Origin of the sequence: Undibacterium sp. Ren11W (genome assembly GCF_049340485.1) — a bacterium.
GTDB lineage: Bacteria > Pseudomonadota > Gammaproteobacteria > Burkholderiales > Burkholderiaceae_D > Undibacterium.
This window is the reverse complement of record NZ_JBMPPB010000001.1, coordinates 771,767-788,732: the sequence shown is the minus strand read 5'-3', so window position 1 is coordinate 788,732 and position 16,966 is coordinate 771,767. Positions and strand designations below refer to the sequence as shown.

At 49.3% G+C, this 16,966-nt stretch carries 12 protein-coding genes and 1 pseudogene; 6 read left to right on the top strand and 7 right to left on the bottom strand.

Annotated features, from left to right (window positions below; all coding sequences use genetic code 11):
• Positions 1–316: 316 nt before the first annotated feature.
• The 4 genes and pseudogenes from ACO0K8_RS03580 to ACO0K8_RS03565 form a co-directional block, all read right to left on the bottom strand.
• Complete coding sequence (locus tag ACO0K8_RS03580) at positions 317–2,395, bottom strand: AAA family ATPase (RefSeq protein WP_422945245.1); 2,079 nt, start codon at positions 2,393–2,395, stop codon at positions 317–319.
• Between the two features lie 627 nt (positions 2,396–3,022).
• Positions 3,023–5,278 (bottom strand): annotated as a pseudogene (locus ACO0K8_RS03575) (ATP-dependent DNA helicase).
• Positions 5,275–6,924, bottom strand: a complete 1,650-nt coding sequence (locus tag ACO0K8_RS03570; protein WP_422945244.1) for a VRR-NUC domain-containing protein — start codon at positions 6,922–6,924, stop codon at positions 5,275–5,277. The pseudogene ACO0K8_RS03575 and the gene ACO0K8_RS03570 overlap by 4 nt, the downstream one beginning before the upstream one ends.
• A gap of 391 nt (positions 6,925–7,315) precedes the next feature.
• Positions 7,316–8,494 (bottom strand): DJ-1/PfpI family protein, encoded by a 1,179-nt coding sequence (locus ACO0K8_RS03565; RefSeq protein ID WP_422945243.1) that lies wholly within the window; start codon positions 8,492–8,494, stop codon positions 7,316–7,318.
• A gap of 337 nt (positions 8,495–8,831) precedes the next feature.
• On the opposite strand from ACO0K8_RS03565, the gene ACO0K8_RS03560 reads away from it, so the two are divergent.
• From ACO0K8_RS03560 to ACO0K8_RS03545, 4 genes are all read left to right on the top strand, one after another.
• Positions 8,832–10,673 (top strand): AMP-dependent synthetase/ligase, encoded by a 1,842-nt coding sequence (locus ACO0K8_RS03560; protein ID WP_422945242.1) that lies wholly within the window; start codon positions 8,832–8,834, stop codon positions 10,671–10,673.
• 40 nt (positions 10,674–10,713) lie between these two features.
• A complete protein-coding gene (locus tag ACO0K8_RS03555) occupies positions 10,714–10,902 on the top strand; it encodes a hypothetical protein (protein WP_422945241.1) in 189 nt (62 codons plus the stop codon).
• A gap of 143 nt (positions 10,903–11,045) precedes the next feature.
• Positions 11,046–11,579, top strand: coding sequence for an RNA polymerase sigma factor (locus tag ACO0K8_RS03550; protein ID WP_422945240.1), 534 nt, complete (start codon positions 11,046–11,048; stop codon positions 11,577–11,579).
• Positions 11,579–12,133 carry a hypothetical protein gene (locus ACO0K8_RS03545; protein WP_422945239.1) on the top strand — a complete coding sequence of 185 codons (555 nt, stop codon included), beginning with the start codon at positions 11,579–11,581 and terminating at the stop codon, positions 12,131–12,133. Before ACO0K8_RS03550 ends, ACO0K8_RS03545 begins: the two co-directional genes overlap by 1 nt.
• Before the next feature lie 253 nt (positions 12,134–12,386).
• Here ACO0K8_RS03545 and ACO0K8_RS03540 read toward each other — a convergent pair whose 3' ends face one another.
• The 3 genes from ACO0K8_RS03540 to ACO0K8_RS03530 all read right to left on the bottom strand — a co-directional run bounded on the left by ACO0K8_RS03540 (position 12,387) and on the right by ACO0K8_RS03530 (position 14,620).
• The gene (locus ACO0K8_RS03540; protein ID WP_422945238.1) at positions 12,387–13,424 is read right to left on the bottom strand and encodes a zinc-dependent alcohol dehydrogenase family protein; all 1,038 of its coding nucleotides are present in this window, start codon (positions 13,422–13,424) and stop codon (positions 12,387–12,389) included.
• A gap of 157 nt (positions 13,425–13,581) precedes the next feature.
• Positions 13,582–13,743, bottom strand: a complete 162-nt coding sequence (locus tag ACO0K8_RS03535; protein ID WP_422945237.1) for a hypothetical protein — start codon at positions 13,741–13,743, stop codon at positions 13,582–13,584.
• Between the two features lie 439 nt (positions 13,744–14,182).
• Positions 14,183–14,620: a hypothetical protein gene (locus tag ACO0K8_RS03530; protein ID WP_422945236.1), complete on the bottom strand. Its 438-nt coding sequence runs from the start codon at positions 14,618–14,620 to the stop codon at positions 14,183–14,185.
• 161 nt (positions 14,621–14,781) lie between these two features.
• On the opposite strand from ACO0K8_RS03530, the gene ACO0K8_RS03525 reads away from it, so the two are divergent.
• Positions 14,782–15,081 (top strand): FeoA family protein, encoded by a 300-nt coding sequence (locus ACO0K8_RS03525; RefSeq protein ID WP_422945235.1) that lies wholly within the window; start codon positions 14,782–14,784, stop codon positions 15,079–15,081.
• Positions 15,074–16,966: a ferrous iron transporter B gene (feoB, locus tag ACO0K8_RS03520; RefSeq protein ID WP_422945234.1), complete on the top strand. Its 1,893-nt coding sequence runs from the start codon at positions 15,074–15,076 to the stop codon at positions 16,964–16,966. Before ACO0K8_RS03525 ends, feoB begins: the two co-directional genes overlap by 8 nt.

Below are 16,966 nucleotides of genomic sequence, written 5' to 3'. Positions count from 1 at the left end.
ATAGCTCGGCTCCCAACGAGGATGTTCACTGATATTTTGATATCCTAATTGTCAATCTAGTCGATAAACCAAGTATAGAAAAGAGTAATTTGTAATTTTCACGTGGGAATTGATACATGTTTCTGCAAATTGTTTGGAAAAAGAACAAAATGTTGTAAATTAAAATTGCATAAAATTGTTCCCACCTGAAAGATCATCCCTGAGAGTGATGTAATCGAAGAAGGAACAAATTTGTGCAAACGAACGCAAACCGTTATTTACTCATAAATGGGCTCCTATTTCCCACTTCAACAACACTGGCTTCCTTAATTAAGTATCAAGCGCCCTCGAATCTACGGATTTCGAACAATGCCTCACTCAAAGTCATCTCTCCAGCTTCCAGGAGCTTGACAACAAGATGCTCGGTAAGCGGCTTGAACTTGCCCAGCATGGCCTTGGTTTCGCCGTATAGGCGCTCGCTCTGCGCTTCCATGATGCTGCGCGTTTCCTCGTCAACTTCGCGGCCGCCGCCTTGGCCGTCACGGACGAGCGCGCCGAAATTGAGACGGGTTTTGCGGTACATGCCCATCTCTCCCACGGCGTGGTGCAGCAGTTCCGTTACGCGGGTGATGTCGTTGTGTGCCCCATTTGTCGTACCTTGCTCGCCAAAGAACAGTTCTTCGTTGGCCATACCGCCCAGCAACACGCGAACGTCGTGTTCGATATCCCCCTTGGTCTTGAGCAGGTTGGCGCCTTGCTTGTGAAAAACGAAGCCCAAAGCGTTGGTGCGCGCATTGGCCTTGAGCGAAATCTTGATGGTCTTGATATCGGACTGGAGCTGCTCCCAGTTACCATTGGCCAGCTTGCGTTCGTGCTCGAAGTCCACCAGGAAGTGGCCCCATTCGTGCACGGCAATGATGCGGCGGTCACGCTCGCGTTCCGCGGTGGTATTGGCATTGACGTTACCCACCAACACGCGCTCGGCGGCCAGCATCAAAGTATCTGCGCTAATCAGCTCGTCCGATTGCACGGCGGTGATGCCAGCCTGGTTGACGATGGTTTCCAGGTCGGCAGGGCTGCGGCCCTCGGTCACCTCCACCAGGTGGCGCAGGTCCAGATCGGGTAACACCTTCTCGGCGCGCCTGGCCAGATAGTGGCCGATGATAGCCAGCCGCTCTTCTCGATTAGGCATGCGAAAGTCCACCTTCATTTGAAAGCGACGCAGCATCGCCTCGTCCATTTGCATGGTTTCGCTGTTGAAGTTGCTGGCCACGATCCAGATGATCTCGGCATCATCCCTGCTGCGCACACCATCGAGCACAGACAGTAACGTGTTCGCCGTGTCATCGTCGAACTTGCGGCGCCCCCCGCGTTTCATGAAAAGATCCTGCGCCTCGTCCAGGAACACGATGCACTGCTTGCGTCGCTTAGCCATGGCCATGATACGGCTGAGCGTATTCGAGCCCCCGGCCACAAAACCCGTTTCCAGATTGGCTGCCGAGTGGAACAGAATGGGAAGCTTCAGTTCCTTGGCTAGGTAGCTGGCTAGCTTAGTCTTGCCGGTACCCGCCGGTCCGCTGAACATCACGTTGAAAGGTTTGCATATGCCGTACTCGGCATATGCCGCACGGCGCTGATACTGATCCTTGATCTGTGCCACTTCGGCCTTGATGTCATCCATACCCACCAGCTCTTCGATCGACCCTAGCACCTGCGTCGGCTCGACGAACTTGAGCGACTTGAACTGGCCCTTAAACTGAAAGTATACGAAGGCCAGGAGGCCAACGCTCAGCGCGGCAGACAGCACGCCGCTAACGCCGGCCTTCCAGCCGTCCTTCTCGGACTGTGGCCGAGCATCAGCAAAGCGTAGGTCCAGGCGCGCAATCAATTCCTGGTTGCTGTCGCTGAGCTCAGCGCGCGGAATAAAGGCAAGCTTGCCACCCCACGACGCGGTGACCGCCTTATCGGTAAATATCTTGGTCTCCATATCGCTGGGATAATACGCATACTGTTTTTCTTGAGATTCGATCAGGATGATGCGCTCCGACACGTTCCACATCAGTGGCGTGTAAATCACCGTGATGTGCTCGACTGGATTCGTTGCAAGAAAGCTCAACATCGAACCTGTGCCGAACACCACGGGCAGTTTGTCGTTGAGCATCCACATGCCCTCACCTGCTTTTCCGGCGACGGTCATGGCCTTTACCTGCTCGGCCACGGCGGCCTGTTTCTGCATGAGCGTGAATGAATATAGGGCGGTGGCCGGGATCAGAATAATGATGGCAAGCACCGTTAGCTTGATGAAAACCGACTGAATCACAAACCAGTCCTGCAGGCGGCTAGTGGCCTTCGCGATCACAAGCCAGGGGCCTATTGCGGCGGGCGCCGTATTGTCGGGTTTCGATAAATTTGACATGACAATCTTTCGTGGCTGGTGGCCAGGTACTCTTTACTCTTCATTCGCGCCGAAAAGGAAACCCTTGAAAGCCGCACCCAGTGAGCTATACGGGGAGTGGCTCTCTGTTTTTTTGGACAGACACTAATTATCTGAACCCAAAAAATGACAAGACAGCAAGGATGACAACGATTACGCCGATGATATAGAAGATTCTGTTCATGAGATTTCCCCTTTCGCGAGGATTGAATGAGTTAAAGATCGAAACGAGTACTTTGAAAATCTGCTGCACCAGTCTTTTCATCGTAAATCATTCGGCCATGTCTCTCGGTTCGGCAGCACGCATACCTCCAAATATTTTTATTCGCAGATCAACAATAACCTCAATGGCTAGATCCAGCATTTCTAATCACACATCGCTATTGCCGCCCTGCTCATTGCGGGTTATGGGCTGACGGCTGACAAGAAATATATCTTCAACGACAGCAACAGCCATTGGTCGTCATGTCATTTTTCAACAAAAAATATCAACGAACGTGCGAGAACGCACAGAAGCAAGTTTTCGAACGATTACACTGGATAGGTTCATTCCGATTTTTAGCGACGATTCTTTCAAACGCACTCGAGATCATTTGTGTGCAGTTAAAATCATAGTACGGATAGCATCCACCACTCAGGCAATAGTTGCAGAACATGCGGCTGTGCAAACCTATCATCAATTAAATAAATCACCCCTTTATCTGAAGTGGTTCGAATCACGCGGCCCGCAGCCTGGACGACTTTCTGTATGCCTGGGTAGAGATACGTGTAGTCATACCCCGCGCCAAAGTGTTGATGCATTTGTTGTTTGATTTGTTCATTAACTGGATTTATTTGCGGAAGCCCAAGGGTCGCAATAAAGGCACCAATCAAACGCGCACCTGGCAAATCTATTCCTTCACCAAATGCACCGCCAAGCACGGCAAAGCCTATGCCTTCACTTTTTTCAGTAAAATTCGCTAAAAACGCATTGCGCGCCTCCTCGTGCATGCCTCGTGTTTGTCGCCAAACTTGAATGGCGGGAAAGCGTTCTTGAAACAGGCATGCAACTTGGTCCATATAGTCGAAACTACTAAAGAATGCGAGGTAGTTCCCTGGTGTGTTTTTGTATTGTTTTGCCATCAGTTCAACAATCGGCGCTAAGGACTGGTTGCGATCTGAATAACGAGTCGATATTTTGCCAACGACATTGACCAACAACTGTTCTGCATTAAATGGTGACTCAACGTTTACCCATGCAGTGTTATCAGGCATGCCTAGTAAATCATGATAGTAATTCCATGGGCTCAATGTCGCCGAGAACAGAGCACTGGTGTGGCTTGCCTTAAATCGGGGTTGCAGAAATGTAGCGGGGACAATGTTTCTAATACAAAGTATCGAGTCGCCGTTTTTAACGCTGATATCAAAGATCGATTGATCGCCAAAGCTTTCAATTAAGCGATTAAACAAGGAGATATCGAAGGAAAATTCTTGAAGCTCGGAATTGATTGTGGTTGTAACGTCGCTGAAATAGATGGACAAATCGGCATTGAGGGCCTCTAGCGCTTTAGCCAATTTCTCGGGGACTGTTGCAAGAACGACGTAATCACTCTCAATCATTTTTTCTATTTGTAACCATTGCCGATGAAGTCGATCCAGTGATTTTTTTAGACTAACTGGTGCATGCTTACGTATCGCCTTCAAGTTGCGGTGACTCAGTTCCGCGCTGTACATGGCACGCGTTCTGGCCACCATATTGTGCGCTTCATCGACGAGTACACCGATCTTCCAGTCATTATTGATGGTCAGCGCGTACAGCATGGCGTTGAGGTCGAAGTAGTAGTTATAGTCACCGACAATGACATCAGTCCACTTTGCCATCTCGGTACTGAGGTAATACGGACAAACCTGATGTTCTATTGCAACGCTGCGTAAGCTTTCCTGATCGAGTATCGGGACTTGGAGGGCGGCGATGCGCGCAGCCGGCAGCCGATCATAGAATCCTTTTGCTAAGGGACAGGACTCGCCATGGCAGGCATTTTCTGGAAACTCACATGCCTTGGTTTTGGCAACAAGTTCCAAAGTACGCAATGTGGTATTTGGAAGTTGCTGTTGCAGTGTCTGGACGGCATCAAGTGCAAGCTGACGCCCAGAAGTTTTTGCCGCCAAGAAGAAAATTTTATCGAGATGATGTTCAGCACTGGCTTTTAACATCGGGAATAAACTCCCTATCGTCTTGCCTATACCAGTTGGTGCTTGTGCCAATAAACAGCATGCGCGATTGCTCGCTTTATACATCGCTTCAGCCAATTGTCGCTGCCCTGCCCTAAAATCCGGATAGGGAAAGAGCATGGCTTTTAGGGCAGAGTCTCGTTGCTGTCGATGATCGATTTCTTGTTTGGCCCATTGAAAGAATTGCTCACAGAGTTAATTGTAGAAACTCGCCAACGCTTGCGCCGACTGTTTCTCAATTAGTGCCGTTTCTTTATGGGTATCCACATCGAAGTAGATCAAGGCGACATTGAGTGTGGCGAGTTCGAACTTTTGGCAGAGAAGATGGGCATAGACTCTTGCTTGCGCCCAGTGCAGTTGGCGACGGTTGTCTGGCATTGCGAGGAGATTGCCACGATAAGTCTTAATCTCTTCGAGCTGTTGCTTCTCAGGGTCATAGCCGTCTGCACGTCCTTTGATGTGCAATTGAGCATAACGTCCTTCCAGTCGAACTTCGCGCTGAAAGTGTGCTGATCTGCGCAATGTCACTTCCGTATGCCCATCAATGCCTTCTTGTGCGGATGGTGATGGAGTAAATCTGAGATCAAGATCACCTTGCTTGGCAGTGAATTCACATAAAGCACGAACACCAACCTGGTAGTTAGCGCGGTTCACTTATCATCCTCTCTCCACTCCAGGTAGCACACTGAGATGGGCAATTCATGCAACGCGCAAAAATCGATGAGGCGCTTTTGATTGTCTTGAAGCCGGTCACCCGGACCTTTAACTTCGATCATCGAGTAACGTCTTTCTTGCGGCCAGAACTGGATCAAATCCGGAAAGCCATTTCTATTACTCTTGATGTTAGAGAGAATGCGTTGAAACCACAGACGCAGATGCTGCGCCGGGATACATCTCAACGCTAGGTCGAGTAAATCTGCATCCAAGTTATTCCAGAAGACGAACGGAGATTGGATTCCCTGCTTAGTTTGATAAGTCTCGCGTATTGTAACGAGATAATCATCAGAGTCGAGTTGTTCCATACAGATTGCAAATTCATCTTTCCGACGCTGATGGAAATCGGCGCTGGTCAAATCTACAGGACCTCGGTGAAAAGGATGGAAGAACGCGCCAGGAACCGGTTTAAAGATTGCCGGCCAACAAAGCAATCCGAACATCGAGTTGATCAATGTGTTTTCAACATAGTACACAGGCGCGTCATCTTGACTAAGATGATCTTTGACGACAGCTTCAACATAAAACGACGAGTCAGGATAAGGCAGCGTTAATTCAAAGCTCGTTACCTGCGCCATCGTAGGTAAGGCTTGATTGATATGGCCTAGCTTGCGATTGAGCCGTGGCGCACTACGTTGCAGCTGCTGATATTCTGCGTCGTTCTCTGGCGCCATTAATGCCAGATTTAAAAGTTCAAGCGCGGCGACCTGCTGCTCCGTCTTTTCTAATACACGAATGGTTCGTAGTCTCGAGCCAGGATAATTGCTCATCCGATAGATCATGAGCGCTTGGTCCCAATCTTTTTGTTTTTCGCATTGCTGTCCCATCTGGAACAAGAGCTTGTGGCGTCGGCCGTTGATCCAGTCATTATCGTTCACTATTTTTGCTAGCTCGGCTAGCACCAACGCTGTCGGCTCACCTTTGTCGAATAGCTCGCGGCAAACTTGCACTGCAATATAACTCTCCACATCGCGCCGCGTCTGGAAGCCTCGCGATTCTTTTGAGAACGGAATCACTTCGTATTGGTATATACCCAAGTCGGATAAAACAAACTCCGACCAATCTTGATACCAGTTTCCAAAGAAGATCAGTCGCAAACGATCGCACATAGGTTTATTTTGAATATGCAACACTCTATCCACTGAGGCTGGGTGCCAAGCGGAGAATGGTTTAGATCCATCAAACCTGCTTCGAAGGCAGTCGAGTTGTTCGGCTTTCTTGAGATTTTTATCTGCTGCAGTAAGTGAGAACGCGGCGACGATTTCAGGTTTTTGTAAGAGCTCAAAAAGTTGATCTAAGCTTAATGGCGGATCCGGCACAATCCATCCCCCTTTGATCAAAGATGAAATTGCCTCACTGGTATCGGCAATTTCAGCGTAGCTAAGTTTGCTTTCGCGGAAATAGTCCCCTTTACGCATCACCATGCGGACGAACAAAGCGCGGGAGGCTTGCGGCAAACTAAAAAAATCGTTAATGAAGCAATGCTCTTCGGGTATCAGCAGATCATCGTATCGTTCGCGCACCCAATCCAGTACTAGTTGGAAGTTATCTAGGTAGTACAGTGGGTTCGGTAATACTCGGTTCATCACGGACAGGCTTTGTCATTCACTGTATGTTTAAACTGTATATCTAATTGGCCAGAATTTGACTAATAATTCGTCGATTTGCATACGTTTTTATACCGCTAAACTGACTGAAATGTAGAAACTGAAAGGCCGTTAGCAAGTCTGACCTAGGTCTCTAATAATACATCATACTGAATATGCATACAGTATAAATTAATTCTTGGCGAAATCAACCCAAGTTATGCAATCATTTTTTTCCATTCATTATTTTGATCGTTAAAGTATTTCTTCTTGCTTATGAAATGCAAGATTAAACTAGACAACGACACCACCTTTGCTGTGTGAGTCAAACTCGTCGCTGTCGCTTTACCGCGATTCGTGGCCAGTTTTTCTTGACTTTCAACGCATGGACCTACATTCTGGCCAGTTTTTTCTTATCTGCCGAGGCCACTTTGACCACCAGGCGCAATTGATAAGCCGATGGCGCATTATCATTAGCCAAGCTTAAATCTAGCTCCCAAGATATGCCATCTTTGTTCTTGATAAAATGACGATGCGATTGGTCTTTGTCAGAAACCGGCGTCCATTTTTCTGTCTTAATCGCCATGCCGCTGGCATCCAGGAAATCCTTCGCGCTGTTAGCTATTTCCACACGGCCGCGCACTTCCCATTGCCTGGTATCACCGCGTTCTACGGTGCGCTCCCAAGGTGTACCCTCTGGCAGCAATATGGAGACATCCGGCATTTGATAGGCCGCCAGCAAGGCAAAGCTGCCCTTGCCGCCCGGATGCCATTCATACTCTATGCCACGTGCCACGTCTTGCGCGCGCAGTCTACCGATCTCACGATCAACCACATGCAGCGCGCCGTCCATACCAGCCGAGAGACCAGCGGTAGTGATGAACTTTCCGTTATCGACATAGCGGCGATTAGCTACGATATGCGCTTTGGGCTCCATTTTTTCGAGTTGAGGAATTGCGCCTGCGATGGTCGTCGCCGACAGGCCGTCCAGCAAACCAGCTTTACCAAGAATGAAGGCGCCGGTGCAGACCGACAGGACTGTCTTTACGTCGCCGCTGCGCTGACGTACCCATGCCAAGGCCTTGGGATTGTTAATGATGGCATTGACATTCCCACCCGGAATCAGCAACACATCTGCCTCTGGCGCATGATCAAGATCGAAATCGGGCTGCATCTTGATACCATAAGTTGAGTGCACACTTTCGGTGTTAGCCGCGACCGTAAAAATCTTTGCGCCTGCCTGGCCAAATACTTCCATGGGCCCGCTATAGTCAATATCTTGCACGCCTTCATATACCAGAACAGCCACCGTCAGCCGCGAGTTTTTGGCAATCATTTCCATGCCGTCGGTCGGGCAGATACCGGGCTTATCATATTCCTGCTCAGATCCCATGCCCGCCATATGCGAGTGATTGCCCATCTGGCAAATATACGTGGTCTTCGTTTTGCCTCCTGCACGCATCGATTTTCCATCGTCTGGAGGCGTGCTTCCCGCATGCGAAAAAAAAGTCGCGGTCGTCATCGTCATTGCTAATAGCGTTTGTTTGCTTAATTTATTAATTTGTTTCATGTGATTCCTTGTTGTTGTTGTTGTTGTTGTTGTTGTTGTTGTTGTTGTTGTTGTTGTTGTTGTTGTTGTGCTTTTTGTTAATTGCTGGCCTACCTTACATAGAACCTGTGTTACCGGAAATGACAATTACAACTTGATGTGTTCGTTCAAAACATAACCATAGCGATGTTTAATCCATTCAGTCCGTACTTTGCGACCAACGGGTAAATTGTTGGGGTAGGCTGCATAAAGAAGAAAGCCAAAGAATCGCTGTTGCGCAGTCTCTCTGTTGTTTATTGAAATTTCGCATCTGGTAAAATGAACACTACGCCCGCCGTCGCTTTCACTTGAAAAAAATATGTCGAAACAACTAAAACCTTTGCAACAACGAACCCTGTCTGAGATCCAAACCTTATCTGAACTTTTCGCCTGGCGTGCCGCCCTGACTCCGCAGCTCGAAGCGTACCGGCAGTTTAATGAGTTGCAAGGCGAATGGATCAGTTCTTCATGGCTAGAAACCTATCAACGTAGTCTAGAGTTCGCCAAAGCAATCGCTGTCTTGCAGCCGGAGCGCGGTGCGCGCATTGCGATTTTATTGCCCAATAGTTTGAATGCGGTGTGCATGGATCAAGCGACATTGCAGCTCGCTTGCGTCCCGGTACCAATGCATGCGCTCGACAACCCTGCCAGTATTGCCTACATCGTTAGCGACAGCGATGCGACTTTACTCATCGCCGCTACTGATCAGCAGTGGCAAGAAATCGCCGGCACTGGCATCGCTATGCCAGCGCTACGCCAGGTTGTGGTTTTACAAAAAAATCTCGTGCAAAATGACTATTGTTCGGACGTGCCGGTCGCCCTGTTGGACGATTGGCTTGCCAGCGCATCTGCGCTTGACACCACTACAGTTCTGGTCGAGGCCAACTCCGATGATTTGGCCGCTTTGGTGTACACCTCTGGCACCACAGGCAAACCGAAAGGGGTGATGCTCAGTCATCAGAACGTCATGTCCAACGTCAAGGCGGTGGTAAAGCGGGTTGTGCCGGTCAGCAGTGACGTCTTCCTGTCGTTTTTGCCTTTGTCGCATACCTTCGAACGTACTGCTGGCTATTACTTGCCGATCGCGGCAGGTGCATGCGTAGCCTTCTCGTTTTCGGTGAAACAATTGCCGCAAGAATTACTCACCATCAGACCGACAATACTCATTTCAGTGCCGCGTATTTACGAACGTGTGTACAGCGCACTACAAAGCAAATTGGCACAGTCAAAAGTTCAGTCCTTGTTAGTCAATGCGGCGATAGCGATAGGCTGGCGGCGCTTCAACAAAGTACAAGGCTTGATGTCGCAAAGTCGGCTTCAGACCATGTTTGATAGCCTTGCCTGGAGCGTGCTAGAACCACTCGTGGCAGATAAACTAAAAAGCCAGTTTGGCGGACGCTTGCGGGTGGCGGTTAGTGGTGGTGCTGCCTTGTCGACCGCGATTTCCCGGTGTTTTTTGAGTTTGGGTATTCCTATCGTGCAAGGCTATGGCATGACCGAAAGCTCGCCGGTCGTGGCATTTAATTCTCCAGAAGACAATAATCCGGCAACCGTTGGACGCGTGATGGATCAGGTCGAAGTCAAGATAGGGGAAAACGCCGAGCTGCTGGTGCGTGGCCCGAATGTGATGCGAGGATATTGGAAGCGTGAGGAAGACACCGCCAAAGCCTTTATCGACGGCTGGTTGCGCACCGGCGATCAGGCAGAATTGCTGGACGGACGGGTGCGCATACTCGGGCGCGTCAAAGAAATCATCGTCACTTCAACTGGCGAGAAAATTGCTCCGGTTGATCTGGAAATCGCGATCGCTACCGACCCCGTGTTTGAACAAGTTTACGCCTTCGGCGACAACGCGCCCTTCATCGCATGCGCGGTGGTTCTGAGTCAGGCTTATTGGGCCACCTTAAGTGCTTCACTGGCGCTCGATGCCAATGCACCGGCAAGCCTGTGCTCGCCCAAAGCGGTGGATGCCGTAGTGCAGCGCATGCGCGCACTAACCACCGCCCTGCCTTTTTACGCGCAGCCTAAAGCGGCAATTCTCTCGCTAGAGCCTTGGACCATAGAAAACACCCTAATTACGCCAACACTGAAATTAAAACGACTTAATCTTGCCAAACATTTTGCGTCGGATATAACGCGCTTGTACGCACAACGACTTTAAATAGGCAATTTCCGACTCAAACCAATACAAGATATGACGGATGCTCGCTTGCGTTGAAAAAATCTCAATGGGCATGCCGCCACTGCGCAATACCGGTGCGGCTTGCAGGCCGGATGCTGCCACCAGGCGCATAGAATATGCGCGCTGGCGTGCCTCATTGTTAGAAAATTTGATGACGATGATATTTGGATCAAACTGGTTTTTGCTGGATATACAGACGGCACATTAGATCAACCCATTGCCAGCGACGATCCCGCCTTACCACGTCGTGTCATGACAAACAAATTTTCAGCGTTCTTTTTTCTATAGTTCTGTAAGAAAACGGCCGCATGAATGACTACCTCCATAAGTAAGTTATTCATCACAAGCACAATGAACAAGACAAAACAACCCACCTCGCAAGACCTCTTGTACCAGCAGGCCGTGCAAGAATTTGGCCGTGAACTGACCCGTTTTGTAGCAGGCTACGAACGAGAAAATCGGAAAAGGCAGGAGCTATTGCAAGAAGTTCATTTGGCTTTATGGCGAAGCATGGCCGCTTACATGGAGCAGTGCTCGTTGCGAACCTGGGTGTATCGTGTGGCGCACAATGTCGCAGTGACGCATATTCAGCGAAACCAGCGTGCCGTAGAGCGAAATTGGGCCAGTCTAGAGGAGCTTGAACTTCATGTCGATGAGGCCGCTGACATCCTGTTAACGGATCGACGACTAGACCTAGAGCGAGTGATGGAATTAGTTCATTCTCTGATCGCATTGGATCGCGAAATCATCTTACTTTATCTCGAAGATTTGGACGCTGCCAGCATTAGTGAAATCACAGGACTGTCTTCCCGAAACGTCGCCACAAAAATACATAGGATCAAATCACTGCTGGCAAACCGGCTGGCCTTTAGGAGGAAATCGTGATGAACGAAGAAGAATTGAAATCAATTTGGCAGTCGCAAGCAGTCGACAATGCGAGTTGTTCATTTGAAACTCTTGAGCGCGAGACGATGGGCTTTCGCCGCAAAATTGCGCAACGCAATATACAAGAAAGAATTGCTGCGGTGGCGGTAGCTTTGATCTTCGGTTTTTATGCGTGGCACTTACCGGTACTATTAATGCGTATTGGTAGCGGCATTGTGGTGTTCGGTAGTTTATTCATTCTCTACCATCTGCAGCATAAGACCTCGTTGCGAGAGCTTCCGCCTGAAAATTTAGCCTTACCGAATTTAACTTACTTTCGTGATGAACTGATGCGTCAACGCGATGCCCTGCGCAATTTGTGGCTATGGATGATCCCGACTCTACTAGGCATGAGCGTCTTTTTTTGGGGCTGGGCACAGCCAGACCCGGCAGATTTTCCATGGTCGATTACATCTGTAATAATTGTTCCTTTCGGCATCGTTATAGTGATGAATTTTCTTGCTGCGCACAAGCTACAAGCGAAAATAAACCAATTAGATCAGTTGGATAAATAATTGGCAGATCGCTGATGCCCACACCATAGCCAACCGTGGCGCTGAGATTGGCGCTTTGGCTTAACGGTCGTATAGACTCGCGTTAAGTCAGAGTGCGGGGATTATTGATGAATTTAAAACGGCATGCCGCCACCGCGCAATACGGATGCGGCCTACGGGCCGGATGTGCCAGGAGGCGCATAGAATATGCGTGCTGGCATGCCTCGTTTTTAGTAAATTGGAGCGCACTTCCAGGAACAAACAAATAAAAATATCAGACCTCGATCACCACTTTAAGCGCGCCGGTACTGGCAGCGTGGGCAAAGGTCTCATACGCATCCAGAATATTAGCGAGCTTGAAGTGATGCGTGATCAATTGTGTCGGATCAATCTTTTTCGTCTGCAAGGTTCTCATCAGCATGGGGGTACTGACGGTATCCACCAGACGTGTGGTGATCGTGATGTTTCTATCCCACAGATTTTCCAGATGCAAATCTACTTTGGCGCCGTGTACGCCGATATTGGCGATGGTGCCGCCAGGCGCGACAATTTTTTCGCACAATTCAAAGCTAGCAGGAACGCCTACCGCTTCGATCGCGGTATCAACCCCTCGCCCGTTGCTAAGTTCCATTAAAGCTTCGACCGCCTTGCCATCAGTACTATTGATCACCGCGGTAGCGCCAAAGCGTGTTGCAATCTCAAGACGTTTATCGTCGAGATCGATCATGATGATTTCGGCCGGCGAATAGAATTGCGCCGTGAGTAAAGCGGCCAGCCCGATCGGCCCTGCGCCAACGATCGCCACCGTGCAACCGGGCTGTACCTTACCGTTGAGCACGCCGCATTCGAATCCGGTCGGCAAAATATCGCTCAGCATGACCAGCGCTTCTTCATCCATCCCATCGGGAATCGGATACAAACTCGTATCGGCATACGGCGTACGCACATATTCTGCCTGGGTGCCATCGATGGTATTACCAAGTATCCAACCGCCTGTTGTGCAATGAGAATACATCAGCTTGCGGCAATATTCGCATTTACCACATGAGCTGATGCAAGAGATCAGCACCCTGTCACCGGGTTTAAATGCGGTGACCGCTGCACCAACTTTATCAACAATACCGACGCCCTCATGGCCAAGAATACGACCCGGCTGGCAGCTAGGCACATCGCCCTTGAGAATATGCAGATCGGTGCCACAGATGGTGGTCTTGCTTATTTTGACGATGGCATCGGTGGGCGCAAGTATTTCTGGCCGCGTACGTTCTTCCAAGGCTTTTTTACCTGGGCCCAAATAGACAAGTGCTTTCATTACTGAAATTCCTTTAAACGTAAAAAATCTTGTAACAAGACATAACGCCAGCCACGCACGCACAAGGAGTTATTTCTGCACGCGGCAATAAACAGGTAAACCACCTGAGCGTTTTAGCACTCACAGCAGCGTCTGGCAGTTCACCCGAACTACTTTCTTAACGCGCACCCTTATGGTCTTTTTGCCCGTCATTTTTATGCCCGCCAGCAACTTCTTTCGCTTCGGCTTTTTGTTTCTGTGCATTCACATCATCTGATTTCGACGGACGAGTCTGTTCCGGTTTTTGATTCAGACTCTGCGCTTTGCTTGGTTGTGTCATGAAATTCTCCTGAGTAGTGTTAGTCATTCTGGTGAGCTATGCCGAACAGTCAGCAAGCCGAATAACCAGCAATGACAATGCACCGGTTAAGATCAATATACGGTGCGCTAGCGAACAGAAGAAGCTGAAAATTTGCCACCAGTTAGCGTGACGCGGGGGATGTGCATGAGCGTCGCCTACGACAATAAAATCGGGCGCACCGCCAAACAAAGATGCTTGACGCGTGATGGATTTGCGTTGATTTTAGGCTAAAAACGGCATGCCGCCACTGCGCAATACCGGTGCGGCTTGCAGGCCAGATACTGCCAGGAAGCGCATGGAATATGCGCGTTGGCAGGCTTGGTTTTTAAAATTTAGGCCATGACAGTGAGTAATCAAATACGGGATATGGCCCGACCAGGATATGGTGCAGAGCCTTAGTTTTACTTTTTCGTCAAACTTATTCTGTAGGTTTTGCCTCGCCCTCACCCATCTCGCTGCGCACATGGCGTAATTTTCTGAGGCGTTTTTTGATGTACATGAGCACGTGAAAACTCAAAAACAGGCAGGCGGCGATGGGCATGAGTGCGACGATAAACCATGCCACTCCCTTAAAATTGCCGTAAATAGAGGGCCTTTCGCCGGCTACTTTGGCAGGGAGACTGTGGGCGCTGTCGACGATATTTGAAACAGCATTGCTTGGCGGCACTACGAAGACTGGTCGGGCGTTTAGAATTTGGAACTCGGATGGCGCGGCGCGCATACCCCGACTTTCACATGATGTATCAGAAAATACTTTTTCGCCGTTTTTACTAAGGCACACGTTTGCTTGTGCTTGGGCCTGAACCGAGAATGGCAAGATCGTCAGACAAAGAGCAAAAAAACATTTTAAATTCATAAATCACATCAATTTCTGGTTTTAAGGCGCAATCATACCAGAGCAAAGACTGCGGCATATCAAGTAAAGCACTGTCTCTGAGCTAGGAGTGTTGAATCAAACACGATAATGATATATATTCTCATTACCATTTAGATTTCAGCCGCTTGTCGGAAACACCCATGAATAAGCCAGTAACTCAGCATGCCGCTGCAAGCACTTTAGATCGCCTCAAGGTCGGCAGTGTTGCCACCGTTGTCGATGTTGCTGTTTCTTCTAGCATGAAACAACAAGATGGATTAAATCTGACGCGTCGACTCAAAGAAATTGGCTTTGTGAAAGGCGAATTGGTAAGGATACTGCATCGCGGCTATTTTGGCGGTGAGCCAATCGCAGTACGCATAGGTCAGTCCACTTTTGCTTTGCGTAACTTTGAGGCGGCTCTGATAGGGATAAGCCCAATGGAATTGCTTAATGCGTGATACTGATTTAAGTTCTTGCCGCATCGCTTTAGTAGGAAATCCAAATTGCGGCAAGACCGCCCTCTTCAATCGCTTAACTGGCGCGCGCCAAAAAGTTGCCAATTACGCTGGTGTCACCATAGAGCGTAAAGAAGGTAAGTTTGTCGCACCGTCAGGGCGTCACTGGCAGGTACTTGATCTGCCGGGTACGTATAGCTTGCACGCGATTACTCCCGACGAACAAGTCACTTATGATGTCATCACAGGCACGCGTACCGACACTGCCTTGCCTGATGTGATCGTCTGCGTGGTTGATGCGACTAATTTGCGTCGTGGATTACGGGTAGCCTTAGAGCTGAAAGCCTTAGGTACGCCGCTTATCCTGGCGCTCAATATGATGGACCTCGCCCGCAAGCGCAATATCTACATCGACATTGCGGCATTACAAAGTAGCCTAGCGATTCCGGTGGTTGAAACGGTTGCCGTAGAGGCCAAAGGTGTCGATGGCCTATTGGTGAAGTTGGAAGAGTTTGCCTTGCAGTTTAAGCGTAGCGCTACGACCGTTGTTGCCAAGTTCGATCAGAATGCGGTGAACACTTCACCGGAAGCAATCCAGGCGATGGTGAACACATTGCTAGCTGACTGCGTCAAGATAGACCAGAGTCATGAAAGCAGCTTTAGTTATAAGTTGGACAGCATCGTTCTGCATCCGCTGTTGGGTCCGGTCATATTTGCTCTGCTGATGTTTTTTGTGTTTCAGGCAGTATTTGCCTGGGCCCAGATTCCTATGGATTTTATAAAATCAAGCATAGAGCAATTAGGGCAACTGGTGGCAAACACGCTGCCAGCGGGCGTCTTGCAAGACCTATTGGTCAAAGGGGTGATTAGTGGAGCGGCCAGCGTACTGGTGTTTTTACCGCAAATTATCATCTTGTTCTTTTTTATTCTGGTGATGGAAGACTCTGGTTATCTGCCGCGCGCGGCATTTTTACTTGATAGAGTGATGGGCAAAGTGGGGCTGTCTGGCCGCGCTTTTATCCCCCTGCTTTCTAGCTTCGCTTGTGCTATCCCTGGCATCATGGCGACGCGCACCATCCAAAATCCTCGCGACCGCTTGATCACCATCATGATCGCGCCCCTAATGACCTGCTCGGCCCGCTTGCCTGTCTACACCCTAATCATTGCAGCCTTCATTCCTGATACGCTGTTTTTTGGCTGGCTCCATTTGCAAGGACTGGTCTTATTCGCCTTATATCTGACTGGCATCGTATCGGCCATGCTGGTTGCTTACTGCTTTCAGATGCAATGGGGTAAAGCGGTGCAACATGCGCTGATGCTAGAGTTGCCGGAATATCGCTTGCCGAATTTGCGCAATCTAGCGATAGGCTTATGGGAAAGAGTCGTCATTTTTACGACACGCGTGGGCACCATCATTTTGGCCTTAATGGTGCTGTTGTGGCTACTAAGCAGTTTTCCTGGCCCACCTGAAAATGCAAGCTTCCCACCTATCTATTACAGCGTAGCAGGCATCCTCGGTCGCATGCTGGAAACGGTGTTTGCGCCTATCGGTTTTAACTGGCAAATTTGTATTGCACTTGTACCAGGATTGGCGGCACGCGAAGTGGCGGTGGCAGCGCTCGGTACCGTGTATTCTTTGTCGCAGAGCGGCGCCGAATTAAATAGCAGCCTGGAGCCCCTTATTGCCCATTCATGGAGCATGGCGACTGCACTCTCTTTATTGGCCTGGTACGTCTTCGCCCCGCAATGCATTGCCACGCTCAGTGTGGTGAAGCGCGAGACTAACACCCTGCGCTACCCTATTTTAATGGCGGCCTATCTATTTGGATTGGCGTACGTGGCCTCATTCATTACCTACACAGTCAGCAATTATTTTCTGGGAACATAG

What these genes read in the sequence shown, in the direction of transcription:
- ACO0K8_RS03580 (WP_422945245.1), bottom strand. Translation starts at nt 2,395, where the DNA reads ATGTCAAATTTATCGAAACCCGACAATACGGCGCCCGCCGCAATAGGC.
- ACO0K8_RS03570 (WP_422945244.1), bottom strand. Translation starts at nt 6,924, where the DNA reads ATGAACCGAGTATTACCGAACCCACTGTACTACCTAGATAACTTCCAA.
- ACO0K8_RS03565 (WP_422945243.1), bottom strand. Translation starts at nt 8,494, where the DNA reads ATGAAACAAATTAATAAATTAAGCAAACAAACGCTATTAGCAATGACG.
- ACO0K8_RS03560 (WP_422945242.1), top strand. Translation starts at nt 8,832, where the DNA reads ATGTCGAAACAACTAAAACCTTTGCAACAACGAACCCTGTCTGAGATC.
- ACO0K8_RS03555 (WP_422945241.1), top strand. Translation starts at nt 10,714, where the DNA reads ATGCTCGCTTGCGTTGAAAAAATCTCAATGGGCATGCCGCCACTGCGC.
- ACO0K8_RS03550 (WP_422945240.1), top strand. Translation starts at nt 11,046, where the DNA reads ATGAACAAGACAAAACAACCCACCTCGCAAGACCTCTTGTACCAGCAG.
- ACO0K8_RS03545 (WP_422945239.1), top strand. Translation starts at nt 11,579, where the DNA reads ATGAACGAAGAAGAATTGAAATCAATTTGGCAGTCGCAAGCAGTCGAC.
- ACO0K8_RS03540 (WP_422945238.1), bottom strand. Translation starts at nt 13,424, where the DNA reads ATGAAAGCACTTGTCTATTTGGGCCCAGGTAAAAAAGCCTTGGAAGAA.
- ACO0K8_RS03535 (WP_422945237.1), bottom strand. Translation starts at nt 13,743, where the DNA reads ATGACACAACCAAGCAAAGCGCAGAGTCTGAATCAAAAACCGGAACAG.
- ACO0K8_RS03530 (WP_422945236.1), bottom strand. Translation starts at nt 14,620, where the DNA reads ATGAATTTAAAATGTTTTTTTGCTCTTTGTCTGACGATCTTGCCATTC.
- ACO0K8_RS03525 (WP_422945235.1), top strand. Translation starts at nt 14,782, where the DNA reads ATGAATAAGCCAGTAACTCAGCATGCCGCTGCAAGCACTTTAGATCGC.
- feoB (WP_422945234.1), top strand. Translation starts at nt 15,074, where the DNA reads ATGCGTGATACTGATTTAAGTTCTTGCCGCATCGCTTTAGTAGGAAAT.